This is a genomic window from Exiguobacterium sp. USCH10, from assembly GCF_037619445.1.
Lineage (GTDB): Bacteria > Bacillota > Bacilli > Exiguobacteriales > Exiguobacteriaceae > Exiguobacterium > Exiguobacterium aestuarii_A.
This window is the reverse complement of sequence record NZ_JAQPZO010000011.1, coordinates 53,060-79,627: the sequence shown is the minus strand read 5'-3', so window position 1 is coordinate 79,627 and position 26,568 is coordinate 53,060. Positions and strand designations below refer to the sequence as shown.

The following is a 26,568-nucleotide window of genomic DNA, read 5'->3' as shown; positions in this document are numbered from 1 at the left end:
GCTATTCACCTCAATCGATTATTTGACCGCTCCCGAAGTCATCCCTTTTTGTAAGAAGCGTTGGAAGAAGATATAAAACACCATCGTCGGCAAGCTGATCAAGACGAGCGAGGCGTACAGTTTACCAGGGTCCCCGCCGAGCGCTTCCGTGAAGAAGGTCGGTGCCATCGTCACCGTCTGCTTGGCTGGGTCCGTCATGAACGTGAGGACCATCAAGTACTCGTTCCATGAGTTGAGGAACGCGTAGATCGTCGCTGTCGCGAGCGCCGGTTTGGCGAGCGGCATCATGACTTTATAGAATATTTGGAACGTCGACGCCCCGTCGATATGCGCCGCTTCCATCAATTCATTCGGCAGTTCGTCAAAGTAACTCTTGATGAGCATGAGACCGAACGGAAGGAAGAAGGCGATTTCGGCACCGATCAATCCCCAATAGCTGTTGAGCCCGTCAAGCGTACGCAATGTGAAGAAGAGCGGTACGATGAGCGAGGCGACCGGTAGCATCAACCCTGCCAAGACGAGATTGAACAACAGGCGCTTCCCAGCAAACTGGAGCTTCGAGAATCCGAACGCCGCAAAGGCGAGAAGCGAGATCGAAATGAGAATCATGAAGAACGCGACGATGAAACTGTTGATGACGAACTGTGGGAAGTTCGGATTTTGAAGCGTCGCGATATAGTTTTCAAAGCCGTTGACACGTAAGCTTTCCTTGAACATGACGAAGATTGGGAACAACCAGAGGACCGCCATGAGCGAGAGACCGATATTGGTGAACCATCTTCCTTTTTTCGTTTGCAGTTCCATAGCTACTCCCCCTTAGTCCATTTTCTTCTGTACACGCATCTGGAAGTACGTGATACCGAGCGCGATCGCAAGCAAGATGATGGCGACGGCACTGGCATAACCGACCTCTTGATGAAGCATCGATTTCCGGAACAAATACGTCGAGATGACCTCCGTCGAGTTACCTGGTCCACCTTGCGTCGAGATCCAGACGATATCGAACGTCTTCAGACCACCGATGACCCCGAGGATCGTCAGCGTGAACGTCGTCCCTTTCAAGTTCGGGAAGACGACGCTCCACAGCGTGCGCCAGAAGCCGGCACCGTCAATATTGGCCGCCTCGAACACTTCCCGTTCGATCGCGAGCATCGCCATGTAGTACATGATCATCGACGAGCCCGTCCACTGGAAGATGTTGATCAAGATGATGGCATAGAGTGCGACGTCCTGGTCACCGAGCCAGTTCTGCTCCAAAGCACCGAGACCAATCATGCGAAGGAATTCGTTGATGTAACCGAACTGGAAGTCAAAGATTTGCGTGAACGCCGCCCCGAGGACGACCGGGCTCAAGACGACCGGGAAGAAGAACACCGATTTGAAGAACGTCCGGCCCGCGCCTTTCGTGTGAAGCAAATAGGCCAACACGAGCCCGAGACCCGCCTGAATCGTGACCGTCAAGATCGTGAAGATGCCCGTATTCTTGAGCGCGTTATAAAATTCTGGGTCTTGGAACATCCGTGCGAAGTTCTCGAAGCCGACATACACTTTTTCAAACGAGATCCCATCCCACGAGAAGAGCGAGTGATAGGCGTTATAGAAGATGCCGTAATAGATGAAGGCGATGACGAACAGGACAGTCGGGGCGACGAACGCCCAGCCGATTAAGTTTTGCTTCATCCGCTCCTTCTTCCGGATCGGGTTCGGCGCGCTCGGCGGCACCGACGCGAGCTTCGGCTTGGACTTGTTCAAATCGGTTGCTTGTTGCATAAGGTTCCCTCACTTTCAGATTCAAAAAATCGAGCGCCAGTGAGTCTGGCTACTGGCGCTCGTTCGATTATTTACCTTGGTCCGCAATCGCCTGGATGCGTGCGAGTGCTTCTTTCGCATCTTGTCCGGCAGCGATGTTTTGAAGTTCTTTCCCGAGTGCGTCGTATACTTTCGGGTCACGGATTCCGCGTCCCGCGACAGCGTTCTTCACCGTCTCGTTCAAAATTTTGTAAGACTCACGCTCGACATCGTTCGTGAACTTGTCTTCGTAAGCGACTTCGATGTCTTTGACGGCTGGTGCCATCTCAAACTTCTCCATGTAGAGCGCCTGGCCTTCGCCTTGCGTCATATAGGCGATGAAGGCAGCCGCACCTTCTTGTTGTTTCGACTCTTTGTTGACACCGAGTGCCATATCGATTGAAGCGATGACCGGTTGTTCTGTGCCACCTGCGAGGTTAGGCATCGGGACGAAGCCGATCTCGTCTTCGAAGTTGTTCCACTTGTCACGCTTCTCGACCGTCGTCATCGAGTGGGCTTCCCATGACCCGATGATCCACATCGCAGCTTTCTTGTCGAAGAAGTTGTTCATGCCATCCATGTATGTCGCGAGACCCAATGCCCCTTCTTGGAACACTTTGTCTTCGTATAGTTGTTGCCAAAGTTCAGCCGTCTCGACCATCTCTTTGTCCGTCCACTTCGCGTCGCCTGCGAGTACGTCCTGGATGTAACCTGGTGCGACTTGGTGGCTCAAGACGTTGAAGACGTCAACGCCGACCCATGCGTCTTTCGCACCGAGTTGCATCGGGATGACCTTGTCGCCTGATGCGTTAATCTTGTCGATCGCTGCGACCGTCTCGTCATACGTCTTCGGTGGCGTCACGCCGTATTTGTCGAGAAGCGTCTTGTTATACATGAGGTATGCCTGTCCTGTGAAGCCGACCGGTACCGCGTACTGTTCGCCGTCGACCGTCGTCTGTTCGACGCCGAGCTCGATCAATTTGTCTTTCCAGCCTTCGCCGGCCGCTTTGTCCATATAGTCTTTCGCTGGCACGAGGCGGTCCTTGTATTGTGGGATCATCGGCTCTTTGAGACCGATGACGTCCGGACCGTCACCGCCGAGCATCGCGACTTGGAGCTGTTGCTCGTAGTCTTCGAGACGCTTGAATTTGACAACGTAGTCGTCTTGCGATTCGTTGAACGCCTTCGCCATTTCTTCCCCGACTTCAGGTTGTGGCGCCCAGCCCCACCATGTGATGACCGGCTTGCCGTCTTCCGTTGTCGCCGCCGCTTGTTCGTCGTCGCCGCACGCAGCGAGTAAAGATGAGAGCATTAAGACAGATGATGCGAGTGCAATCGTCGTTTTTTTCATGTTCATTCTCCTTTGAATGTGTTGTCACGCCACGATACGATGGCATAACTCCCGAATAAGATGGTCTGGCATCGGGCGATCCCCGAGCCGTGTCAACGTGTACGTGATCAGTTCCAAATCGAGCTTCGGTCCGTCTATGTATGGGCCGACGACGTAAAGGTCCGCCCCGAACGGCAATGCGTCTTGTTCTTTCAATCGCCAAAGCAACAGTTCGAACAAGCCGTCCATGTCGTCGAACGACACGTCACGAGAGAGCGTCGATGCCCGGAATAATCGGATGTCACGCGTCTCCTCGTCATAGAGACGAAAGATGCCGTCGCGTCTAGAGCGCGTGATGATCATGCTCGTCTCCTCGCCTGTGAACGCTTCCATTTCGTCGAAGGCGAAGTCGTGTCGTGCGAACAATCGGGTCGCCCCGTAGCGACCGAAGATTGCGTGGAACTGGTCTTTCAATGGTGTCTCTTTTTGCATCGCTACCCCTCCAAACGTGTCGTTGAGAGTGTCACCCCTTACTTAGTAAATTAAATTTATTATCTAACTACACATAGACTATATCATGCCCTTGTTTATGTTGTAAACGCTTTCTTGTAAGAACTTAAAAAAAATCGCTTCTTCCATTTTGAAAGTTAGCGATTAAAACAAAAGGTAGAATATTATTGTAAGTTTTCAATCTTATCAATTAATGATTTTCTTAGGTTATTAATATTATTTAAAGCAATATCTCTTCGGTCTAAATAATCGAGCCATTCTTTTGATTCTTGAAAATCGACTATAGCATAGTAGAACTCTTCTGACTTATGTTTATATGCTGCCAGGTACTTTGTAAGAGATATCCGTCGTTTAAAATCTTCTATATTTCCAAGAGTGTCCTCAATATCTAATGAGTAATCAATTATATCCTTTAGTGTTCCCGACCACATACCTAATAATTCATCTATGGCTTCTTCAAAAACATCTTTTGTTTCAATTGAAGTTTCATCAATAAGTGTTCGTTGCGTTTTAACTATGAGTATTTTTCCACAACTTTTAATAAGGTAACTCCTAGCAATACTTTCAGCCTCTTCTACTTCACTTCTACGACATTTATCGATTATCTTTTCAATCTCGACCCTTGTGATTTTTTCAATTTCATACCATTCTTTTGACTTTTTTAAATCATTCATGGTCTGATAAATCGTATGAAGATCTTTAGAATCAAGTAAATAAATAATATCTGTATACAGGCCAATATTTTTAATGAAAAAATCCTCTTTTCTTTCCTCCTCTCTTTTTTTCTGGTCCTCACGCATTGTCCAATAGACTCCAAAAACTCCAATGAATGAACCAATTAATCCTCCTGCAAATCCTACCCACTCATTGTTTATTCCAATTTTTAGATAACTTGCGATTATTATCATCAAAATAGCCATCACAATAACCGGTAAAGACACGATAAGGATTTTTTTCATACAACCCCTTCTTCCTTGCCATTAATTGATTTCACCGAACATCTCGTTCGTGATGAGTGCCGCGGCCCCGAGTGCGCCTTGGCTGACGTTCCACGGGACGACACGAATGTCGGTCTGACGGGCGTCAAGGGTGAGCGCCGTCTGGGCGACACGCTCCTGGATATTCGTCACGACGTCCGGCGCATAGTTGAAGAGTGGTCCCCCGAGAAGGATGCGACCCGGATTCAACAGATGGATCATATTGAGCGTGGCGATGCCGATATATTCACCGGCCCGTTCATATAGCTTTTGAACGTCTTGATTCGAGCTTACGGAATCACGGAGGTCGTCGAGCGTCAGGTCATGCGCGAGTTGACGGGCCTCGTTCAAGATGGCACGCTCACCTGCGACTGCCTCTAAACAGCCACGGTTGCCGCATGAACAGATCGGTCCGTCGAGCATGATGCGCATATGTCCAATCTCACCGGCGATGTGATGCTCCCCATCGATCAACTCGCCTGCGTGGACATACGCTCCACCGATCCCGTACCCGGCATACACATAAAAGAACTCCTCGATGCCGATGGCTTCCCCAAAATATAGTTCGCCGAGGGCGAGTGTCCGGACGTCGTTCTCGACGAAGACGTGCTGGCCGAGACGTGTCTCGAGTTCACGCTTCAGCGGGATGTCGTGCAAGTGAAAACGTGGCGCGAACAAGACGACCCCGTCACCCGCCTCGACCATCCCGTGCACGGAGACGCCGAGTCCGATGACATCGCCTTGCGTGCGTTCGTTCAACGTTATGTAGAGCGCGACGATGGCATCGATGAACTCCTCGTTCGTATCGAACCGTTCGTCATGCCATGCCTCGTCGAGCAGTTCCCCATGGATGTTCGTGACGACCCCATGCAGCTTTCGCTGTGTCGCATCGATGCCGATGACAAAACGGTCGCTCGCCGCGAGTTCGAGCATGATTGGGCGTCTTCCCCCACTCGAGACACCGAGCTCCCGCTCATTGATCAGTCCTTCTTCTTTCAATTCATTGACGATGTTCGAGATCGTCGGTTTCGTCAAACTCGTCTTCTTGGCGAGCTCGACGCGGGACACCGGCTGATGGAGCCGGATGAGCCGAAGGATGAGCGCCCGATTATAGGATCTCATCCATTTGGAGTTGCGTGGTGTTGTGTTCCCCATGACCATTCCACCTATTCCTGTCATTTTCTTTTAGTATAGCATGTCTGAAATGACCGAAAGCGCTTTTGTTGAATGTGGTTCATTTTACATTTTTTATGTATCGCAGTCAGTATATTTATTCTTTTCTAGACTTTTGCTTTAGTAATGAATATTAATAATTTTTGACCTGTGCACTATTTTTATTTAATAAGGAGTTTGATTATAGAGTTGTCACTTTTGGATTTGGGTATAAATTACCATGTGTTTTTTTGATATTTAATTATTACTCCACTAACAGAAAGGATTGGATTCCCTTATGACAACTCAGAGACCAATTAACACACCAACCAATCTTCGAGAATGGCTAGAATTCAACCATGAATTAATTGAGAAACTCAAAAATCGAGACCTTACAAAAGAAGAGACGAAAGCATTTTATGAAAAAATCACACAAGATAATATCTTTGGCCTTAAAATAATTTTTCGTGTAACCAATAAAACAAAAATAGGCGATGGCAAAGTTCAAATAACGGCTCATATCATGGAAATGACCGAAAATGGATTAATCGGTTGCAAGTCCCCATTATCACCGAATCGAGATTGGGAAATAACAGCATTTTTCCATGGTGAAGTCAGAGTAGAAGAAGGTGAATTGTACGAAAGTAATTACACCTATCAATCGTATCGCGAGTATAGGCATCAGTTACTCACGATTCCTTCGAAAGATATATCTCCATTAAAAGTATCATTTCATGACATTTTACTTCTAAATGGAGGTAAGTCTTTAGCGTCAGTTGCAGAACAGGTTTTTGGGACCGATCTAGAAGCCGTTCTGTTTTCAAGATTTAGTGAATACCGTAATTCTTTATTCAAAGATGAGATTAAAAAAATTGAAACATTAAAGAAGAAGAATGAAGAGGCACAAAAACAACTCAGCATAAAAGAAGATTCGTTGAAAGATGAGTTACAAAAAGTTCAAAAAGATTATGAAAACGAGTTGTCTATTTTAAAAGAAAGCTACCAAAAAGAAATATCCAAACAACAGATTGAACATCAAAAAGAACTAAACAAGCTAAGTTCGCGTGATTTACAATTCTACAACATCCTTTCTAAAATCCATTCGAAACCGAAAGCACGAGAAGACGAGTATTACTTAAAACCAATTTTACAATGGGATCCCAATACAATCGTCGAAACACTTCAAACTCTATTTTATTGTGACCGTGAGGAATCTTTATATTACGATAAGTCTGTGATCGAAACATTTTTGAGAGCACTTCAAACTAATACACTCGTTGTGCTAAGCGGACCGTCCGGGACAGGGAAATCCAGTTTGGTAAGAGCATTTACTGACGCGATTCAGGAAGCCACTGCTCATTTTATATCTGTTCAATCCAGTTGGACGGATAAGATGGACTTATTTGGCTACTTTAATGCAATCGAGCGCTCCTTCGTACCTACCCCATTCCTTGATTCACTTTTAGCTGCAAAGGAATCTAATAGTCTTTATTTAATTTGTCTAGATGAAATGAATTTAGCTCACGTGGAGTATTATTTCGCCGAAATTTTGAGCAGTCAGGAACTAAATAATCCGATTCCACTCTACCCACCGCGTTATTATGAAGAGGCCAGAGAATTCATAGATTTTTATGATTGCATCGATGACCCCACTACGGAGGATAGAAAACAATATCAAAACGCTAAAGAACTACTTCGATACCCTTACGAAATCGAGATTCCATCAAACGTAAGATTTGTTGGAACAATTAATATGGACCATACCGTCAAACCGCTTAGTCCTAAGGTGATTGATCGTTGCTTCATCATCGAACTTACACAACAATCTCCTAGCGCTGATGAACAAACGACACTTGAGTCCTCAACGCTCACAGGTAGAATTGAAATCGACTTAGAATCATTCACGACTCCTATATCATCAGAAGAAGACGTCAAACATGATGTTGAATGGTTAATCGAATGTTCGGATATATTACAGATGATTCCGAATGCACGACTAAATTCACGTGGTAAGAAGCAGCTTATAAACTATTTGCGCATTGGAGCGCATACATCTGAACGTACGTTGAATCAGCTTGTCCTCTCAAAATTGTTGCCCCGCATCAACTTTTCAAAAAGTCAATATCCTGCTGCAACCGATGCTTTTGAGTCCTTTACCAATAGACTACGCGAAAAAAAATTGAAAGAGAGCGCGCAGCGTGCCTCGCAGATGTATAACGATAGTCGACACGTCAACTTTTTCAAATAAGAATAGGAGTAGACATCGATGAAACTATTCAATATACAGTTCTCTAGCAAAGGAGAAGGTAATACGTCAACGTTTCCCGCTCTCCGACTTCCGACTCGTAAAATCAATGAACTTTCAAAATCAGGAGAGACATACTATTTTCAAGAATACAGCATGTATAAAGGAAAGCATCTCCATATTGGCGTTGAGATTGCAGGAGCATACTCGGTACGCCTTAAAGAATATCCTAAGTCTACTTTTATTCGCTCACTCAATGATGAGAATTTATGGTATATGCAATCGGGTGATGCAGAGTTTGGATTAAACGTATGTGGTCAATTTGAAATAGAGGCCTATAACGTCGATCGTCATCTAATTGCTTGCAAGAAATTGATTGTTACACCTGTCACCCTGACGTTACATCAATACGAGCGCATGCAGGCTGAAGTGCAAGATTTACTACTCGCTTTCAACACACAACCGCATGAATCAGAGGGTGTCACGAAAACAGGTCCGACCCATTCTTTTCCGTTGGATGATTTGTACGATCTAGTCAATCAGTTCAAACATACACTCAATACCATTGTTGACTCCCCAGCTGAAGTATTAACTCGTGCACCTGGGAAATCAACAAAAAATCAAATCAAGCGATGGACACCTCGAACAATGGCAGCCTACCAAGCAGGAATGGGTCAACCAAAAATCAATGTCGAGGTAGTCGAAGCTTCACACGACATCATCGAGCATCAAATGATCCGAACGATGGTTGACACAATCCTTTCCTTCCTAAGGAATACACTGAGAGTAGAACTCGGAAGGAAAGAGTTACTTGAAAATGAAAAAGAAGAGCGGGATTTTCTTCTCCCATCGCAAAGTGAATACTCAAAAATCATTTATAATATGCAAAAGAAATTACTAGACGTGATGAACCGACTCTCCATAGCGAATCAAAAAATTAATCTTCTCAACGAAATGATTGACTCGCTACAACCATTCACGAATTCAACATCTTTGTTTAATGTTTCTCCGATTGAAATAGAAGGAACACATTTATTTTTACATGAACCCCGTTATCGCGAAACGTTCGAATGTTTCGAAGACATACTAGCCTTGATTCCTAAATTCACCATCGAAAAGCAACAATTTGTTGAGTCGATGATTCGTTCGCCGTATCTATTCGAGATTTGGACACTGTTGCAAATTTATGCGGAATGTATACGCCTACGATTTCTCCCAGCCGATTCAATCACTGGACTCTTATTCAATTGGCACAACACATATGGTACGTTACGTAATCTCCGTATTATCTTTGAACACCTTGACACGAAGGACTGCATCGCCATCGATTACGAGCCGAATCTACAGTCAAATGAAGGAAATGATCGACGTCCTGACTACTTGATTTCTTTTTTTAATCGTAGAACGCAATCGATTATTCGTCATACACTCGATGCTAAATATAAACCTTATGGTAGTCCTCATGTCAAACTAAAAATCAGTCACGATTTAAAACATTCTTGCCAGCGTTATTTGAACGATTTTAAAGAAACTCCTTATGAAATAAAAAGTGCATCTCTTGTCCATAGTGCAGCTTCCCTTAATGTCTACAATCTAAATATTAAGCACAGTAATGGAACGCCTTATACGTACTCTCATTTCAATATAGCTCCTGGACAGACACATCATTTGTCCACTTATATGAAACGAATCATTCATCAGTATAATGGTAATATCGGTTATTGCCCGTCATGCGGCATGATTGTAAGAGGAATAGATGAAGGATACAAACGTACGTATATTTGCACTTGTCAGGAAGTGTGGGTCGACAACGTATGTAAATTCAAAAAGAATCATCCGGACCATTTACTATACATGCGACTGCTGAAGTATGCGCATGGGAACTATAATAAGCAAGTCGAAAACAATTGGGATGTTCATTGTCAGGTGTGTGGAAAGAATTTTCACGGAGAAGTGTATGAAACAGATGTGCTAGGGAGAAAAATCACTTAAACAGACATATAAAAATCAATACATTAGAGTGGATGATACTATTGAAATTGTTTTTCTCTTTTTCAACTTAATAATACTCAAAAAAGCATAGATGCTTGGTGTATAATCACCAAACAACTATGCTTTTTTGTTATATTTTTTGACTTTTTTGTGAAATCCCTTCCACAAACCGCTTCGCAATCTGTTGCGGTCTTGTGATGGCGCCACCGACAACGACCGCATGTGCTCCGAGTTCAAGGACACGTCGCGCGTGTTCCGGTGTGATCACGTTCCCTTCCGCAATGACTGGAATCGAGACGATCTGCACCATTTCCCTTAAAAATTGAAAATCATTTTCATACACTTTCTTGCCAGCTGTCTCAGCGGTATACCCATAGAGCGTCGGTGCGACGACATCAAAGCCCAGCTGTTCGGCACGGACAGCATCTTCCAATGTGGCGCAATCCGCCATAAAGCGTTGATTCGGATATTTCTCTCTTACTAATGGAAAGAATGTCGCAATTGTCGAACCGTCTGGGCGCTGCCGTTGTGTCGCATCGAGCGCAATCAAATTGACACCTGCCGATACGAGCGCATCGACTTCTTCCATTGTCGGTGTGATGTAGACATCCGAACCATCGTATTCCCGTTTGATGATGCCGATGATTGGTAAATCGACGACAGCTTGAATCGCCTGAATATCTTCGATCCCGTTCGCGCGAATCCCGCTCGCCCCACCCTCTTTTGCGGCAACAGCCATGCGGGCCATGATGACCGAACCGTGGAGCGGTTCATCCGGGAGCGCCTGACAGGACACGATCAACTGACTTCTTAATTGTTCAATCATTGGGTTGTTCCTCCAAACTCTAATCGGCATTCGAACATACGATTCCAAGGTGCCGATGTGTTGAATGTCCATGCTTCTTTGAAAGAATGACGAATCACATATCGCGCCACTTCCGTCATCATCTGATCGCGTTCTTGCGAAATCGCTGCGGCATGTCCACCTAAATCGAAATAGTTGGCTCCGTACTCTGGTAACACGGTATCGGTCATCTTCATCCGAACTTTCGCTTGATAGACGAAATCGTCAAGGACGTGATAGAGGACGTTCTCGCGAATCCGCTCTCGTTTCCCGAATTGGGCAAACACACCTTGAGAAAGCGTTGTCCCGAGCGTATTCCCGTTCGTGTTCCAACCTTTATAAGAATCCAACTGTTCGAGAAGATTCAACGCATCGAGCCACATGATCAACTCTTGATCCCCGCCGTTAGCATAGGCGCTGTCGGCGACGATGATTCGTTTCCCTTGCGTAAGCGCAGATTCAATCTTGGTGACGAATTGACGCATGTGACGAAAACTCGTGTACGTCACATCACGCTCGTCTTGATCCCACGATTCTTGCATCGTGCGTCCCGGTACGTTATAAGCCAGAACAAGATCTGCCTCTTCCGTTGTCTCCACGAGATGTAGTCCAATCGCGTCCAGGTGGGCATACATACTTTCGATGAACGGTCGGTCCTCATACATCGGGATCAACGTCGGACCGAGGACACTACTCCAAATCGGATACACACGCGGCTTTGTTCCTCGCTTGTCCAAAAAGGCTCGGGCGACCATCGTGGCGCCCACTTCATCCGCTCCCGGATACATATGGACGTTCGTGAAGACACGCCGCTCTTGAATTTGTCGTAATACGTCCGTCTGGTCAATCGATGTATAGCCGTATTCGGCACTATCGTCTTGCGGGATGAACAATCGTTCGATGACCCCTTCCTCAACGAGTTGAATCATCGCCTCGTTGATGGATCGGTTGAACGCACGTCTCGTCTCGTAGTCCACGATATACTCAGTCGGGATCAACTCGTTCAAATTCGCGAGTTCGTCTTGTTCCTCCATGGTCAACCCGTCCCGTTCGTCTCGGTCCTGCAACCAGGCGCGTCGATAGATCTCCGCACCAAATTGTCCATAATAGTCTGGTTCTTCGTCATCCGAGCTATACTTCGGCGTGCGCATAATCATCGTCGCAACATAGAGCGGTGCCTCCGTCTCACGCCGAAGCGTTCGCATCCACGCGATGAACGTATCGCGGTCCGCCACGGTCATATGATGAAGACGTGACGGCAATAGCCCGCCATAGCAAAGCATGTCCGCACTGAGGACGAGCGCGTCGCAGTCGTTGACACTGCGCACCCACTCCCGCATCCCCAATTGGTCGGCTGCTTCTTTTTTGTATCCATATAAATGATCGGGTGGCGTGAGCAGCGTCACCTCGTCGGTCACTCCGACAATGCGCTGCACCACATCCACATTGCATGGTCGTTCATCAATCGGTACATATACGATTTTCATCGTCACACCTCAAATCGTCTCACTGCTCGGCTCTTCCACCCGAACCGTGTGCGTGATGACATCTAATAGATAAAAGAGGGCCACTTCCCGAATCGAGGTCACGTTCGCGTTTTCTGTCGAGGCGACGGTCAAGCGGACGTCGGAGACAGAGAAGAGTGGTGAATCGCTTTGTGTCGATAGACCGACCGTGACGGCACCGATTCGCTTCGCGTGCGTCAATCCGTCGATGACCTCCTCACTGTAGCCATCGCGACTGAGCCCGATGACGAGTGTCTCTGGACGAATCGCCCGTTTTGACAATTGAATCGCTTGCGCGCCCGAGAATCCGTCCGTCATGACGCCGAACTCGAGGAGCTTCGTCTTGATGGCGGGTAAGAGCGGTGACCACTCATCCGTCGCGTATAAGACGACCTGGTTCGTCGATTCAAGCACTTCCTTCAGTCGATTCATCGCTTTTTGGTCGTACAACGACTCGTATTTCTTCATCATCATGAAGTACGCTTCATTGATATCATCGAGCCCATCGATATTCGAGGGACCGTAGTAGCGATTGCTGACGGTGGCCTCTTTGGCGAGTAGACGCAACTTGTTATATGACCCGAATTCGAGCTTTTGACAAAAACGGGTGATCGTCGCTTCCGAGACGTTGATCTGACGAGACATCTCCGTGATCGTCTTGTTCGGAACGGCCTCGAGGTTCTGGATGATAAAGTCTGCGACGAGCTGTTCTCGCTTCGTGAAACGATGATGGTTCGACTCGATGATCGTCGTAATGCTCCGGAGCGGTCGCATCGATTCCTGGAGCAAGAAGTGACGAAGCGCCCCAATCATGCCTGCGTTGTTCAAGTTCCGGGCAATCTCGATCGTCGTCTTCTCTAAGATGGCCGGGATGATGTCGGCAGCCAGTTGCTTCATGATGCGAGGATACAGGTAGTCTTTTTGCGCTGTGATTCCGCCACCTATGATGATTTTTTCTGGGTTCATCATATACGTCACCGTCGCGATCCCTTTTGACAAGTAATAGACGAGGCGGTCGATTTCTTCGATGGCAATCGGATTACCCGCATGTGCCATCTCGAACACGTCTTTCCCGTTCAGTCCCGTCTGTTCCGTTCTCGCCTCGACACGTTCGATGAGGACACGCGTCGACGCCAATTCTTCGAACGCATATCCTTCGATCGGGATATATCCAATCTCACCCCCACTGAAGCTATGTCCCGTATGGAGCTTGTTGTCGAGAATGTAACTGCCTCCGATTCCTGTTCCGATTGTCAGACAGAATAAGCTTTTCGCTCCTTTGCCGCTCCCAATCCATGACTCGGCCAGTCCGGCACAGTTCACATCGTTTTCGACCTCGACCGGCAGACTGAACGTCGCCTCTAACGTTTCTTTTAATCGCGTGCCCGTGTAGGCCGGAATCAATTTCGAAGCATAGACGACAATCCCTTCTTTCGAATCGACTTGTCCTGCCGTCGAGATGCAGATGCCTTGTACGTCGTGACGCGTCTGCAAGTCACGGATGAATCCCGTCACCTTCTCTAAGATGTGAGCCCCGCCCTGATTGGCCTCGGTCATACTCTCGTGCTTTTCGATAAAGATCGCATCTTCCGTCAACACACCGTACTTGATAAACGACCCGCCAATGTCGAGCGCTACGAATTTTCTCATCTTTGTCACCTTCTTCGTTAAAGTCTATTTCTCTTCGCTCGTCACCCGGATCGTCACGATGTCTTTCGGTCGGACCGTGAACGTTTCGCCCACTCGTTCGATGACGTCTCCTGTTAACGTTACTCTCTCTAATGTTACCTGTTGTGCGAACGTCATGGTAACCGAAACACGCTCGGTCGTCGGATTGAATAGACGAATCTCACTCACATTCGGTCCAATTCCTGTCACACTCGAGAAGACGCCACCTGTCATTGTGAACCAATGCTTCGGTGTCGTTGCGCGTGTTTGATGCACAATCGGTCGTCGACGGAAGCTCGTGATGTGTGTCGCCGACTCGTTCTCCCGGTTCAACAAGAGTCCATATTCGAACGTGTCGGTTCGCAGACATTGTGCACCCGGCACTTCAAATCCTGGTCCTGCCCCGTTTCCTCGCGTGCGCAAGTCCCGTCGTGACAGCCAGCCGACCGCTCGGAGCATCGTCAGCTCCACGACGTCTCGGCCGTCATATGTGCTCACTTCGTATTCTTGCAAACCGCGATGGACGAGGGTGTGCGCATTCGCCTGAACGAACGAATAGGTCGGTGCTTGCGCCATGACGCACTCTTCATTTTTCCCGGCATCAAATCGCTTGTCCCGCATCGTTTTCCGTTCGTTCCAATCAAACGCCGTGTCCGCTGTCGTGACTTCGCACGTTCCGACATCAAAGGCGACACGGAGCTTGTGATCTTGCGCTTTGTTATCTACCGTCGTCTTGAAGCGGATGAGCGGGTCGTGTTCATAAAGTGTGACCGTCGTCGTGATCGGCATCGTCACCATCTGTTCGCTTCCTGTTTGACGTGAATCATCCAAAGATGCGGGGACCGTCAACGCATATTCGAGACGCATCGTTTGATGGGCTTGACCACGCTCCACCGTGGCATGGCGTAGCGTCGCTTTCGTCAAACGGTCTTCACGTGGTGGTGAATAGTTATATGTGTCTCCTGCATCGAGACTCGAGTAGAAGACATGCTGTCCTGGATATCGCGTCCCCGTCTCTACATCTGTGATCGTTAAGCCTTGATCGTCCACTTCGACTTTGACGAACGCATTCTCAATGGCGTCATCTGTTCGGTCGGGCCGTGCGACTTCTGCTTCAATCCGTTCAATCTCGCACACATAGGCTCCTGCCCCTTCGACCGGTATTGAAAAGACGACGTCATATTCGACATACTCATCGTAATGCGGCTCTGCCAAAATGTGTCGTAGAAACACTTCCTTCTCTTCCCGGCGCAAGACGTCAACCTCAATCGGTCGCCCATTCATGCTGAGGCGGATCTGTCCGAGGTCGAGTCGTTTCGGAATGCGAATCGTCGTTTCCACCGGGAGCGTCCGCTCAATCGGGACGGTCGAGATCACCACGAGTTGATCGTTATATCCTTCACCAAAATACGGTGCCGGATAATGCTTGTCGAGTTGCGTCTGTTCGAACTGTCTCATGGCAGCGAGTGCACGTGCCGTACGTGTCTCCATCTCGTCATGGACGGCATCGATGCTACATCCGCAGATGCTGTCGTGTGGTTGGTTTTGTAAAATCAGTTTCCACACATACTCTCGGAATGAATCATTTCGTGTCTCGGTGCCGAGGAATGCGTTCAAAAATCCGAGTGTGTTGAGCGCTTCATCTTCAACGAGTTGATTGTCCCGCTTCAGATACGTCCTTGTCGAGAGAACACCTGGTAGGATGAAGATTTTCGATGGGTCCCGCTGTTCACCGTGTATCGTGGCGGTCGGACGATGTGTCGAAACCGCGTCCGTGTAATCGGACATGAGTGATTGACGGATTGGCAAATTGATGTCATCGAGCCGGCCCTTGATGTCAGGTGCCGTAAACGTATGGTCGGCCCCGTTCATGACGAGGTAATGACCACTTTTCACGAACGGTTCGTTACGTGTCAAATAGTCATCCATCTCTTTTTGAAATGCCTCGTGCTTTAAGAACGTCTGATAATAGCCTTCGAACAAAGGCAGGACGAACGTCTTGACGTGCGATCCGTTCGGCGCGATCCACGTATTCTCGAATGCATCTGAGACGGCGCCACGCCAGAGGATAGCGTGACCAATCCCGAACTGCTCTAGAATCTGTGGCATCTGTCCGATATGTCCGAACGTATCCGGCAAATAGCCGATATCATGTTTCGATCCCAGTTGGCGTGCCATCTTCGTCCCAATCTTCAAGTTTTGAATGAGCGACTCTCCTGCCACTAAAAACTCGTCGGCGAGTAAGTACCACGGTCCGACCTCGATTTTCCCTGCCCGGATCCACTCGACGAGCTGTTCATATTCGTCTGCACTGACCACTTCCCGGTAATCGTCGAGCACGATCGTCTGTCCGTCTAAGAAGAAGTTATCGAATTGTCCGGCCTGTAGCCGGTCGACGACGTAGCGTAGCCCTTCCGTCAGTTTGAAGCGGAACGATTCGAACGATTCGTACCATTCCCGGTCCCAATGCGTATGATTCAAGACATGCACTTGTTTCATTGGAGGACCTCCATTCGTTCCCGGATCAACCCACCGTCGAGTTCATTCAATGCCGTTTTCGTTTTCAACGCGAGTGCGACGGCGAGTCCCGTCGCCTCCCCGACATCTCGTAGCGTCGGTTGAATCCGAAGGGAGGCTTGCATCAAGAACGTGCTCGAGATATGTCGTCCGGCAAAGATGACATTCGTCACTTCGTTCACGATGAGGGCACGATACGGGATCTCATAGTACTCGCCCGCTGTGTATTTCTTCGGTAACGCCTCGTCTCCTTTGACACGATGCACATCGACATACCAGTCGCCTTTGGCGATGGCGTCATGGAAGCGGGCCCGATTCGCATAGTCCGTCTCGGACAAGACATATTGTCCTTGAATCCGATACGATTCACGGATGCCGAGCTGTGTCGCTTCTTTTAATAAGAACGCCGACTCGAATCCGGGTAAATGACGGACCAAGAACCGGCTGAGACGTTGCATCATCCGTCGTCCAATGCGCACCGCTTCGGAGCGGGCGAACGGGTCGGTCGTGTCCGTCAATCCTGGGATGTGAGGACAGTTGAAGGAGAAGACGCCGGGTTTGCCCGGTTGTGTGAATCCTTGGAAGTATTTCAGGTCGTCAGTCGTGAGTTCACCTGTCTCCAACCCGTCCCGGAATAACGGTTCGAGCACATGCCCTTTCCCCGGGACCATGACGATTTCAAAAAAGTCTGGGTCTTCAATCTGACAGAACGTTTCGCCGAGCCCGAGCACAAACGCTCTGAGGCGAGCGAGGTCGACGCCACCCATCTCAAAGCGGAACGTCATCTGTTGGTTATGTCCATTCTCGTCACCAGAAGTTGTCGGGATGCCCGACACACGTGCGACGACGGCATCCGCCGAAGCATCGATGACCGTCTGCGTCTTGATTGCGACGAGACCGGCGCATGTCTGGACGATCAGATGGGTGATCGTGTCCTCGTCTTTCATCACATCGATGACGACGGCATCGTATAACACCTGACATCCGACCTGTTCCAACAGCTCATCTAGCACCGAAGTGAGCGTCTCGACGTTGAACCACCGACAATTCGTCGTCCCATCGTCGGTTTTGACGCCGCGTTCTTCCAATCGGTCTAAAATGTGACGATTGACGCCCCGTGGCTGGACGTGTGTCGGCATCATCGGAGAGACGAGCGCGTTCGTCTGCGTCCCCCCGAGTGCGATCGTCTTTTCAATGAGAAGCGTGTCGATTCCTTCGTTCGCTGCCGTATAGGCCGCCGTCACGCCAGACGTCCCGCCGCCAACGACGACACACCCGACGTCTCGTACTACCTTGATTTCGTGTCCTGCGTAGTGAATCATCTCTTCCGCGTCCTTTCTCTCTTAACCTTTCACGGCGCCGTCTGTCGCACCGGAGATAAAGTATTTTTGGAGCGCCATAAATAAAATCAGTGTCGGGATCGTCGTCAAAATCGACGCCGCGCTAATCAGTTTCAAGTTCGAGCCGTCGAAGTTTTGTGACAGTTGCGCCAATCCGATCGAGAGCGTGTACATGCTGCTCTCCGTCGAGTTGAGGAGCGGCCACAAGTAGTCGCCCCACGTCCCCATGAACGTGAAGATCGCCAATGTGACGAGCGTCGGTTTGACGAGTGGCAACGCGACGCGATACCAGACTTGGAAGCGGTTCGCCCCGTCTAGGTAAGCCGACTCTTCAAGCTCTTTCGGGATGCGCAAGTACGCTTGGCGCATCAAGTAAATCCCGAACGCCGTCGCCACCTGCATCACGACGAGGCCGATATAGGAATTGCGTAGACCGAGCTCGCCCGCGAGTTGGAAGAGTGGTGCCATGTACAGTTGGAACGGGACCATCATCGTCGCGATGATGAGCGAGAGGACGACGCCTCTTCCCCGGAAATCCATCCGTGCGAGCGGATATGCCGCGAGGCTACAGAAGAGCAAGTTCAACGGGATGGCAATCGCAGTCACGATGAACGTATTCAAAAAGTAGAGCCCAAAGTTCGCTTTCGAGAACGAATCAGTGAAGTTCACAAGTGTCGGGTCAGTCGGATAGATCGTCCCGTATATGCTTTCCCCTGGCGACTTGAGTGCCATGAACAACGTGATAAGGAATGGTCCGACCGTGATGACCGAAATGAAAATCATCAATAGATACAGCATGATTTTTTGTGTCGTTTGTTTACGTTTCATCTTCACTTCTCCTTTATGCCCGTAAATCTTCTTCTCGCGAACTCGTCAACTTCATCTGAAGCAACGAAGCACCGATGGCGAGAAGGAGCAGGACGACACCAGCGGCGGATGCGATACTGACGTCCAGTGACATGAACTTGTTGTAGATGTACATGACGAGCGTCGTGGTCGCGCCAGCCGGACCGCCACCTGTCGTCAAGGCGATTTCTTCGAACACTTTCATCCCGGCGATAATTGTCATGACCGACACGAGCGTGACAGACGGTGTCAGCATCGGCACGGTGATGCGCCAGAATTTTTGGAAGGCGTTCGCCCCGTCGATTTCAGCAGATTCGTATACATCTTTTGAAATCGATTGAAGCCCTGCCAAGTAGATGATCATGTAGTAGCCCAAACCTTTCCACACTGTGATCGCGGATACCGCGACGAGGGCAGTCGAACTTTGAACGAGTAAGTTTGTCGGATTGTCAAACAGACCGAGCGATACGAAGATCGACGAGACCGGTCCGCTCTGTGAGTACAGCATCTTCCACATGAGCGCGGCGACGACCATCGGCGTGACGACCGGCAAGTAGTACAAGATGCGGAACGTCGAGACGCCTTTGATGGCCTGATTGACGAGAACTGCTAAAATCATTGGCAAAAAGATATTCAATGGAAGGACGATGATCAAAAATAAAATCGTGTTCCATAACGCGAGCCAAAACGACGTATCTGTAAAAATCTCTTTGAAGTTGGCGAGTCCGACGAACTCTCCAGTCCCCGCAATGATTTTATAGTCCAACAAACTCCAGTGGAACGCCTCGACAATCGGAATGACGAGGAACGTGCCGAGCACGAGAATCGATGGGAGTAAGAACAGCCAAGGGGTGAGGAGGTTTTTCTTCTTCCGTCTGACGGCCTTCGTTTTCGTGACCGATACAGGGAGTGCTATATTCTCTTTATTCATCTTCAGGTCTCCTTCCAATAAAACGAGCTGAACCAAAAGAGGGGTCTCCTTTTGATTCAGCTCTCAACGTTTAGAATGTCACGCTCTCTCCAGATTTCTCGAACGCGTCATCCCAAGCTTTCGCAAGTGCTTCTACTGCTTCTTTACCTGACATTTTTCCTTGCAAGTTTTGAACGAAGATGTTCTTCGTCGACTCACGAAGTTCCGCACTGTTCTCAGTCGGTGGAACGAGAACCTCGGCACGTTCGAGTGATTTCGAAGCTTCCATCATCCCGAGCGCTTTCGGTGAGTCACCTGGGTTCGTGAAGTAGTCATCCTCGAGTGATGCTTTCGTTGATGGAAGAACCGTTCCTGCCGTCTTCGCGAATTCGAGTTGGTTGTCGGCGTTCGTGACAAACTCCGCGAATGCGACCGCTGCCTCTTTGTTCTTCGTCTTCGCCGGTACGGCGAAGTTCATGACCGCAACGTTGACCGGTGCGTCTGACGCTTCAAGCGGTTGTCCTGCTTTTGAGACTTCATAGATGTCCGGTGCGCCGCTCTCGACCGGTCCGAGGAATGTGACGCCTCCTTCGAGTAATGATGTATTGCCTGCCATATAGAGTTCTTGGCCTGTCTTGATTGATCCTTCTGCCGCTTCTTGCGGAATCAACCCTTCGTCATACATTTTTTGCATCGTCTCGAAGTAGTTGATGATGTCTGCATTATCGGCGAACGTCGCTTTTCCGTCCTCGACAATCGGTTCACCTGCGATGGAGACCATCTTCTCCATGATGGCGTTTCCGTCATTGATGACCGGATAGAACGCCGGTTTGCCCGTCTTGTCCGTCAACATTTTTGACGCTTCATAAATGCCCTCTGTCGAAGTCGGGACTTCTTTGATTCCCGCCTGTTCGAAGTGGTCCCCGTTGTACCAAGAGACCGTCGTCGTCAAGTACCAAGGAAGGGCGTACAGTTTTTCTTCGAACATGCCAGACTTGTATGGACCATCCACGTAAGCCGTTTTCGCTTCTTCCGACAACATGTCGTCAAGTTCGAGCAATCCGCCCTGTGCTGCGATGTTCGACATGTAGTGTGGGTTCAAGTTGACGACGTCCGGGACATCGCTACCTGTTAGAGATGTCAGTACTTTTTGCTCCATCTCGTTTTGTGGCACGTCCTCGATGACGACATCCACGTCTGGATGCATCTCTTCAAACTCTTTTTCAATCTCGTCAAAATACGAATCGAATGGCTCCCCTGCGAGTGAGGCCGTCCACATCGTCACCTTCCCTGACAGTTCGCCGTCACTCGATGCCGAACTGCTCCCAGACTCTTCATTGCTACAAGCCATCAAGCCGACTGACAAGGCAGCGATCGATGCGCTCGCCGCGAGTTGTTTCGTACGTTTTTTCATCTTTCATTTCCTCCCCGAGATAAAATAGAAAGCGTTTTCACAAATTCATCATATCGTCTTAGAAATCTATTTGCAATACTAAAATCAAAATGAAAATAATTTTCTAAACGAAAACTCGTCCCTTTTCAGAGACGAGTCCAATGGTTAGAGCCCTTGGCGATCGATGGCGTATTGTAGCCATTGTTTCATGTCAGCTGTCCGTGATTGTAAGCGGTCATATAAAACCAGCTCAATCTGCCCCTGTTCTTTCATCACGTCTAACGATTGCTCGATTCGATGGATTTCCTCGATGTTGAGCGTCTGCTGTCTCGCCGCCTTCTCGAGACGCTGGATCTCCTTGGCGAGCGCACGCCCCGCTTGTTTATCCATCGCCCGTTTCGGCATATACAGACTGTTCATCTCGCGCCGTGTGTCTTTCAATAAGGCTTCGATGGCGAGGAGTGGCTCCTCCCCCGGATTGACGGCCACTTCACGCCAAGGACCTTTCCCTAGCGCATCGACGGACGGTGCGCTCGCTTGACCGAACGCGAACATGTTCACACCCGATGTGCCAAATTTCGCTGACAAGACGTCGTCGACCGCCGCACCTTCGTTCAAGTGGTGATAGAACGAGTAGATCCCTGTGAAATACATCGTTCCTTCCGGCATCAGCTTCTTACTCGCCTGTACCGTCTTTTGAATGCTGTTGAAGTCATGCCCGTATGCTTGTGGGATGACGGCATCGATGTCGTCTTTCCAGTCACTGATGTATACTTCTTCCGCTCCCGGTTCCGGCGTCGCCGTCAGCATGAACTTCGCATCGTTTTGTTTGGAGACGTCATGTAACTTGTCGACGAATTCATTCTCCCGTTCGCGTACCCATGTTTGGAACGCCTCCCATTCCGGCGTGTCCTTCTTCAAATCGACCGGATCGATGCCGCTCACTTGCTCATAGAGCGCTCGTGTCGGTTCGCTAAATCCATACGCTTTGTCAAAACCATGATGGGGGAGTCGCATGTAATCGATGTTCAACCCTTTGATGTCGTAAGTCGATTCCATCTCCTCATAGAGCGCAAGCATATAGTCTTGTACTTCAGGCTGCATGATATCTAGCCAATAATAGCGGCTCGACGTGTCCGGCGCCGGCTGTCCGGTCGTATTCGTCCGTTGTGCGGCGGCCCATTCCGGATACTGTTTGAACTGAGATGGGACACCTAGGCTCGCTTCCCCGACCATGAATCCATCTGTCCATGCGTGAACCGTCATGCCTCGCTCTTTCGCTTCCGCGATATAGGCGGCGAGAATGTCGGTGCCGTGCTCGCCGAAATCACCGTTTTTGAAGTTCGGGTGTTGGGTGGGAAGTCCATACCGTTCCTGGACCGCACTCGGATAGATTGGGTATCCCCAGAACGTCGTCTCGAGATAGACCGCATTGAACCCGGCCTTTTCCATTCGATCTAAGACGGTCTCGACTCCTGCTAACGTCGATTCTTTCGGACGATGCCACACCGCACGTTGCTCAGCGACACCGGAGTCGATGGAGTAATAATAGGCATCATACGCACGCTGCGTCGCTTGCCTTACCGCATCTAAGGCGATGACCGGGTCTGACTCCCCATCAGCCTGATCTAAATATGTCCGAGCGGAACGGAGCGCCTCGTCCGCCAAGTCGAGCGGGACGTCAATCCATTCCGCACGCGCTTTTGCAATCGACTGTTCAGCCTTCTCAATCGCTTTCTCACTTTGGAACGCATAGCTGTCCACATCCTGTGTGATCGTGACGACCCCGTCCGTCACGTCGACTTTCGCCCCGATGATGCTGTTCCCTGAAAGGAATGCCGAGCTGACACCATGGCCACTGACGACGAATCCGTTATCTGGGATGCTTGAATTCCCGCCCCCAAGCTTCGTCACATAGCCATCCTCGACCGTGATCTCATAGCCATATACGTTCGTCTTCGTCGACTCCCCGAATGCAGGCGTATAGACAATCAACTGGTCCGGACCGCGGAATCCATCGAACGGTGCCCCGTCCGGGTTCGAAGTTCGCGTCGGGTCGACGGCGTTCGCCGTGCGTTCTTCTTGTTTGACGACCGGCTCCTCGAGCATGACGCGCTCCCCGACTTCGAGCTGACGCAAGAACGAAGCGACCGCTTCCGTCGTGTCTTTCCCCGTCGACAGGACGAGACCGTTCTCTGGGATCGGACTGTTCCCGCCTCGTTTCTCCGCTACCGTGTACGTATTGATTCCGACTTTCTCTAGCACGACTTCCGTACTCGCCGGGTTCGTCTCCGTGTAGTAGCTGAACTGATCGTTGAAGATGATGAGTTGCTGCTGGTTCGCGAGTTTGTTGACACCTCCGACACGCATCTCGTCACCCGAGGCGTCGATGACTTTCATCACCTCTTCAGCTGCCGCTCCTTGCATCGGTAATAAACTTCCCAACAACGTGAGGCTAAGTGCCGTACCAACTACGTTACGTTTGTTCATCCCATTCACTCCCTCTTCTAGTAAGTAACCGCTTACAAAAACAACATAGCATAGAGGGTGATAGGTAAAAATAATCATTTTACTTTTATGGGATTTATTGAAAATTATTTTCATTTTAAGAATAGAGCTTCCCGTCTTACGTTTGTCTGCATGAATGACTAGTTCCTTCGTCCCAATACGCCAATGAAGTCTGACTTGTTCATCCAAAATGAAAAAAACTCCGTCAAAATGACGGAGTACTCACAATAACGGGGCGATGAACTTCAGTTTTTCTTCCTCGTGGCGGCTCGAGAGGCCGTGTCCATATTCCGGATAGACACGGAACGCCTTCTCACCGGAAAGTTCACGGAATAGCGCATACCCTGTCGACGGAGGGCAGACCTCATCTAAGAGACCGACCCCGACCATGACGGGACAGGTGATACGTCTCGCAAAATTGATCCCGTCGACATAACGAAGCGTGTCGTACAATCTCGCTTCCGCCTCGTGAAGAGGATCGTGTACTTTGAAGTAGTGCGAGATTTCTAAGTACGGACCGTCCGTCGCGAGTTCGACCCCTCGCGGCATATCACAAAGGAATGGGATATCAACCAATGCGGCCTTCACTTTCGGATGTAAGGCGCTGACTCCGAGGGCAATGCCGCCACCCTGGCTCCCCCCTTCGACAATCGCTGATTTTGCACCTGACAGCATGAAGGCGACATCGAGCGCTCGGACCGCGTCCAGCATGACCCGCGTATAATAATATGTCTCTTTCTTGAAAATCCCTCGCGTCATCCATCCGGCGGCACCACCTAATGGCATGAGCACGGACTGCTCCGGGTCCATTCCTTGGTCACGTGTCTCGACGAGCAGCACGGCCATCCCTTGTACGACATATTTCATGGCGATATGAGGCTCATGCGTGTTCCAATTGTAGCCATGATAGAGGACGACGACGGGGAGCGAGCGGTCAATCGTTGCCGGTTTGATGAACGTCGCTTTGTGTACGAGCGCCCCATGCGACAAGTAACGGATGTCCTCCATCTCGACGTTTCGGACGTAAGCAGGGATTGGATTCCGTTCGATCTGCATCGGAATGTCCCGTAACGTCTCGAGTTCTCGTTCCCAGAATCGATCAAAGTCGTCCGGCATTGTGACACTCGAGCGGTAAGCCTCTAACTCACGGACCGACACATCAACGCCCGGCATGGACGACATCTCCTTTCTTGATGGCGAGGGCGAGGGCTCCTTTTAATCCGGCGAAATCACCGAGTGTCGGTGGGACGATATACGTCTCCAACTCATTCACATACGGATTTTGAATATAGCCGTTCATCTTCTGTCGAAACGCTTCACGCACTTTCGGGAACAGGTGCGACTGCTTCATGACACCACCCCCGAGAATCATCCGCTCCGGTGCGAGAATCAGAGCGATGTTGACGAGCGCCTGTGCCAAATAATCCGCCTCGATGTCCCACGCCGGGTTGCTCGGGTCGAGCAAGTGCGCCTTCTTGCCATGTCTCGCCTCGATGGCTGGACCTGATGCCAATCCTTCAAGACAGTCTCCGTGATACGGACAGACACCGTTCGACAGATCATCCGGGTGACGACGGACCATCATGTGCCCCATCTCTGGATGCCCCATCCCGTGGACGAGTTCCCCGACAATCACGGCACCCGCTCCGATTCCGGTACCGACCGTCATGTAGAGACAACTCGAGACATCCGTCGCCCCGCCAAACGCCATCTCTCCGAATGCCGCTCCGTTCACGTCGGTATCAAGCACAATCGGAACTTGAAAATGTGCCTTCAACACGTCATAGAGTGGATAGTTCGCCCACTTTATTTTCGGTGTCGTCGTGATGCATCCATACGTCTCACTCGACGGATTCAAGTCGACCGGACCGAACGTGCCGACACCGAGCGCCTCGATCGTTTCTCCTTCAAAGAACGCGAACACGCTTGCCATCGTCTCTTCCGGGTCCGTCGTCGGGATGGACGCGTGACGGATGACGTCCCCTGTCTCCGTCCCGATGCCACAGACAATTTTCGTCCCCCCTAATTCAATCGCTCCAAACATAGATGACTCCCCTTTCTAGTAATGATGTCACGGTCACTTCACATTGCAATCGCTTACAATTAACTCCATGCTACCGGTCACGATGCGTGGTTGGTCACTCACCGTCACGACGAGATGGTCGCCCTTCTCAAGCTGTACTCCATCTAGCATACCTGTCCCATCGAGTACGCTGACAAGTCGGAATCGGTCCAGTGGCAGGAGCATGAAGCCATCTGCGACGTCCATCCGATAGACGTTGAACTCGTCCGTCTCAATCAATGTCTGAACCGTCCCACCCGTCACGTCTTTCGTCGTCGGATGGACGATTGTCGGTGTATCCGGTACCGTCGTCACTTCAATCGCTTGTTCCAGATGGAGCGCACGGGTATTCCCTTCGTCGTCCGTCCGGTCAAAGTCATATACCCGATACGTCGTGTCCGAAGACTGTTGCGTCTCGAGGATGACAATCCCTTCCCCGATCGCGTGGATCGTCCCGCTCGGTACGAAAATGAAATCGCCCGCCTTCACCGGTTGACGACGTAACAACGTGTCCCACTCACCGTGCATAATCGCCTCGGCCAACTGTGCTTTCGTCTCCGCCGTGTGCCCGAGAATCAATTCCGCGCCAGGCTCCGCCTCGACGACGTACCAACATTCCGTCTTCCCGTACGGTTCTCCTTCTAGACGCATCGCTTCCTCATCGTTCGGATGGACCTGGACAGACAAGTCGTCCGCCGCATCGAGCAGTTTGACGAGGAGCGGGAAGCTGTCGAGCGTGTAAGTGCCGAACAACTCACGCTTCTCCTTCCACAGTTCAGCGAGCGTGTGCCCTGCAAATTGGCCGGAAGTGACGACGCTCATCCCGTTCGGATGGGCCGAGATGCCCCAACACTCGCCAATGTTCCCTTGTGGCAGGTCATACTCGAACGTCGTCTCGAGCTTACGCCCTCCCCAAAGTCGTTCCTGAAAGACTGGTGTGCATGTTAAGATCATGATTCATTCCCCCATTCCGATGTCTAC

General features: G+C 49.8%; 20 protein-coding genes. 2 read left to right on the top strand and 18 right to left on the bottom strand.

The features are described from left to right. Positions 1-18: 18 nt before the first annotated feature. From PQI28_RS13510 to PQI28_RS13485, 6 genes are all read right to left on the bottom strand, one after another. Positions 19-804 carry a carbohydrate ABC transporter permease gene (locus tag PQI28_RS13510; RefSeq protein WP_214694276.1) on the bottom strand — a complete coding sequence of 262 codons (786 nt, stop codon included), beginning with the start codon at positions 802-804 and terminating at the stop codon, positions 19-21. Between the two features lie 12 nt (positions 805-816). After that, a complete protein-coding gene (locus tag PQI28_RS13505) occupies positions 817-1,770 on the bottom strand; it encodes a carbohydrate ABC transporter permease (protein ID WP_214694278.1) in 954 nt (317 codons plus the stop codon). 67 nt (positions 1,771-1,837) lie between these two features. Beyond that, the gene (locus PQI28_RS13500; protein ID WP_339963615.1) at positions 1,838-3,139 is read right to left on the bottom strand and encodes an ABC transporter substrate-binding protein; all 1,302 of its coding nucleotides are present in this window, start codon (positions 3,137-3,139) and stop codon (positions 1,838-1,840) included. 24 nt (positions 3,140-3,163) lie between these two features. Further along, positions 3,164-3,610, bottom strand: a complete 447-nt coding sequence (locus PQI28_RS13495; protein ID WP_214744383.1) for a hypothetical protein — start codon at positions 3,608-3,610, stop codon at positions 3,164-3,166. Between the two features lie 182 nt (positions 3,611-3,792). Continuing rightward, positions 3,793-4,587 (bottom strand): hypothetical protein, encoded by a 795-nt coding sequence (locus tag PQI28_RS13490; protein ID WP_339963614.1) that lies wholly within the window; start codon positions 4,585-4,587, stop codon positions 3,793-3,795. 21 nt (positions 4,588-4,608) lie between these two features. Further along, complete coding sequence (locus tag PQI28_RS13485) at positions 4,609-5,760, bottom strand: ROK family transcriptional regulator (protein WP_339963613.1); 1,152 nt, start codon at positions 5,758-5,760, stop codon at positions 4,609-4,611. Between the two features lie 295 nt (positions 5,761-6,055). Between PQI28_RS13485 and PQI28_RS13480 the strand changes: the two genes are divergently transcribed. Together PQI28_RS13480 and PQI28_RS13475 are read left to right on the top strand one after the other, a co-directional pair. After that, positions 6,056-8,005: an McrB family protein gene (locus PQI28_RS13480; protein WP_339963612.1), complete on the top strand. Its 1,950-nt coding sequence runs from the start codon at positions 6,056-6,058 to the stop codon at positions 8,003-8,005. Between the two features lie 18 nt (positions 8,006-8,023). Then, a complete protein-coding gene (locus tag PQI28_RS13475) occupies positions 8,024-9,994 on the top strand; it encodes a hypothetical protein (RefSeq protein WP_214784476.1) in 1,971 nt (656 codons plus the stop codon). Positions 9,995-10,124: 130 nt separating this feature from the next. On the opposite strand, the gene PQI28_RS13470 is transcribed toward PQI28_RS13475, so the two are convergent. The 12 genes from PQI28_RS13470 to PQI28_RS13415 form a co-directional block, all read right to left on the bottom strand. Further along, on the bottom strand, positions 10,125-10,820 hold the full coding sequence (locus PQI28_RS13470; RefSeq protein ID WP_339963611.1) for an N-acetylmannosamine-6-phosphate 2-epimerase: 696 nt from the start codon (positions 10,818-10,820) through the stop codon (positions 10,125-10,127). Continuing rightward, positions 10,817-12,325: a DUF4127 family protein gene (locus PQI28_RS13465; RefSeq protein WP_339963610.1), complete on the bottom strand. Its 1,509-nt coding sequence runs from the start codon at positions 12,323-12,325 to the stop codon at positions 10,817-10,819. The genes PQI28_RS13470 and PQI28_RS13465 overlap by 4 nt, the downstream gene beginning before the upstream one ends. 9 nt (positions 12,326-12,334) lie before the next feature. Further along, entirely contained in the window at positions 12,335-13,993 is a 1,659-nt protein-coding gene (locus PQI28_RS13460; RefSeq protein WP_214784484.1) for an ROK family protein, read from the bottom strand. 24 nt (positions 13,994-14,017) lie between these two features. Then, on the bottom strand, positions 14,018-16,510 hold the full coding sequence (locus PQI28_RS13455; RefSeq protein WP_339963609.1) for a glycoside hydrolase family 38 N-terminal domain-containing protein: 2,493 nt from the start codon (positions 16,508-16,510) through the stop codon (positions 14,018-14,020). Beyond that, positions 16,507-17,850, bottom strand: coding sequence for an FAD-dependent oxidoreductase (locus tag PQI28_RS13450; RefSeq protein ID WP_339963608.1), 1,344 nt, complete (start codon positions 17,848-17,850; stop codon positions 16,507-16,509). Before PQI28_RS13450 ends, PQI28_RS13455 begins: the two co-directional genes overlap by 4 nt. Positions 17,851-17,871: 21 nt before the next feature. After that, on the bottom strand, positions 17,872-18,696 hold the full coding sequence (locus tag PQI28_RS13445; RefSeq protein WP_339963607.1) for a carbohydrate ABC transporter permease: 825 nt from the start codon (positions 18,694-18,696) through the stop codon (positions 17,872-17,874). A gap of 13 nt (positions 18,697-18,709) precedes the next feature. Continuing rightward, the gene (locus tag PQI28_RS13440) at positions 18,710-19,645 is read right to left on the bottom strand and encodes a carbohydrate ABC transporter permease (RefSeq protein WP_214821029.1); all 936 of its coding nucleotides are present in this window, start codon (positions 19,643-19,645) and stop codon (positions 18,710-18,712) included. 70 nt (positions 19,646-19,715) lie between these two features. Continuing rightward, positions 19,716-21,038, bottom strand: a complete 1,323-nt coding sequence (locus tag PQI28_RS13435; protein WP_339963606.1) for an ABC transporter substrate-binding protein — start codon at positions 21,036-21,038, stop codon at positions 19,716-19,718. A 144-nt stretch (positions 21,039-21,182) separates the two neighbouring features. After that, positions 21,183-23,507 carry a glycoside hydrolase family 10 protein gene (locus tag PQI28_RS13430; protein ID WP_339963605.1) on the bottom strand — a complete coding sequence of 775 codons (2,325 nt, stop codon included), beginning with the start codon at positions 23,505-23,507 and terminating at the stop codon, positions 21,183-21,185. 240 nt (positions 23,508-23,747) lie between these two features. Further along, the gene (locus PQI28_RS13425; RefSeq protein ID WP_339963604.1) at positions 23,748-24,698 is read right to left on the bottom strand and encodes an acetylxylan esterase; all 951 of its coding nucleotides are present in this window, start codon (positions 24,696-24,698) and stop codon (positions 23,748-23,750) included. Then, entirely contained in the window at positions 24,685-25,569 is an 885-nt protein-coding gene (locus PQI28_RS13420) for an ROK family protein (protein WP_339963603.1), read from the bottom strand. Before PQI28_RS13420 ends, PQI28_RS13425 begins: the two co-directional genes overlap by 14 nt. A 33-nt stretch (positions 25,570-25,602) precedes the next feature. Further along, on the bottom strand, positions 25,603-26,541 hold the full coding sequence (locus tag PQI28_RS13415; RefSeq protein WP_339963602.1) for a type I phosphomannose isomerase catalytic subunit: 939 nt from the start codon (positions 26,539-26,541) through the stop codon (positions 25,603-25,605). Between the last annotated feature and the right edge of the window lie 27 nt (positions 26,542-26,568).